This window comes from Paenibacillus hemerocallicola (genome assembly GCF_006265175.1).
Classification (GTDB): Bacteria; Bacillota; Bacilli; order Paenibacillales; family NBRC-103111; genus Paenibacillus_AB; species Paenibacillus_AB hemerocallicola.
On record NZ_VDCQ01000151.1, the window covers coordinates 1 to 1,277 of the forward strand.

2 protein-coding genes are annotated in these 1,277 nt (G+C 42.1%); both read left to right on the forward strand.

The genetic code is table 11. From position 1 onward, the window contains the following. Positions 1-62 precede the first annotated feature (62 nt). Entirely contained in the window at positions 63-380 is a 318-nt protein-coding gene (locus FE784_RS40505) for a helix-turn-helix domain-containing protein (protein ID WP_139607975.1), read from the forward strand. Next, complete coding sequence (locus FE784_RS40510) at positions 347-1,243, forward strand: IS3 family transposase (RefSeq protein ID WP_139607976.1); 897 nt, start codon at positions 347-349, stop codon at positions 1,241-1,243. The genes FE784_RS40505 and FE784_RS40510 overlap by 34 nt, the downstream gene beginning before the upstream one ends. Positions 1,244-1,277 lie beyond the last annotated feature (34 nt).

Here is a 1,277-nt window from a genome sequence, read left to right on the forward strand (position 1 = left end):
TCCCCTTTAAGTAGACAGTGTTAAGAATCGACACTAAAGTTTACTTAGGGGGGATTTTTTTCATGGCTGAAATTAAGAAAACATATACGTTGGACGAAAAGCGAACTGCCGTAGAGCTATATAACAGAGAGGGATTGCCCTTTAGTGAAATAGCACGGGAACTTCATATACCTCGAACGAACATAAGACACTGGGTAAATCTATATGAACGAGAGGGCCTAGAAGGGCTTGAGGAGAAGAGAGGAAAGGCTAGGGGACTACATAAAGGACGCAAACGAAAGGACTCGCTTAGTTTGGAAGAAGAGTTAGTCAGACTACGTGCGGAGAACGAATACTTAAAAAAGTTATGGGGACTGCAAAGGGGGAAGAGCCAAAAGTAGAATACAAATATATAACGATCGAGCGATTAGCTGACAAGTATTCTGTTTCCATGTTGTGTGCCCTTGCAAATGTATGTCGGAGCAGCTATTACAAATGGCTCAGGAGCAAGCAGAACCCTTCTCCTAAGAAGCTAGAGGATGAGGCAATAAAGGAGAAGATCATGGAGTGCCATAGACGATTGAAGGGCATCTACGGCTATTTACGAGTTCGTGTATGGTTGCAAAGAATCTACGGTCTAACCGTAAATCACAAGCGGGTTTATCGCTTGATGAAGGCGCTGGGGATCCGCTCAACCATTAGGCGTAAGAAACCGTATTTCGGTTCCAAAGAAGCTATGGTGAAGTCGGATAATGTATTAAACCGTGAGTTTCGTGCTTCCAGTCCGAATCAAAAGTGGGTTACGGATATTACCTTTCTGCCCTATAATCAAAAGAACCTTTATTTATCCGCTGTCCTTGATATCTATAACAATGAAATTATTGCCTATCGTATCGGTAAACGTAATGATCTTAATCTTGTACTGGAGACCGTGCAGCAGGCCACCTACAAACGTAAAGTAAAGAAAACCCTACTCCATAGCGATCAAGGATTTCAGTACACGCACAAGACTTACAATCGCACTCTAAAACTGAAGAAAATGGTCGTGAGCATGTCTCGTAAAGGCAATTGTTGGGATAACGCATGCATAGAAAGCTTCTTTGGTCATCTCAAATCGGAGTGCTTCCACCTCCACACCTTTGAGTCTGAGGAACAACTTATTCAAGTCATAGAACAATATATACATTTCTATAACAATGAACGTTTTCAGAAGAAACTAAACAACCTTAGTCCAGTTGAATTTCGGACTAAGGTTGCCTCATGACGGTTCTTCTTCAATGTCTACTTGACAGGGGCAA

Excerpts from the sequence above, each read along its gene's own strand:
- FE784_RS40505 (WP_139607975.1), top strand. The coding sequence starts at position 63 with ATGGCTGAAATTAAGAAAACATATACGTTGGACGAAAAGCGAACTGCC.
- FE784_RS40510 (WP_139607976.1), top strand. The coding sequence starts at position 347 with ATGGGGACTGCAAAGGGGGAAGAGCCAAAAGTAGAATACAAATATATA.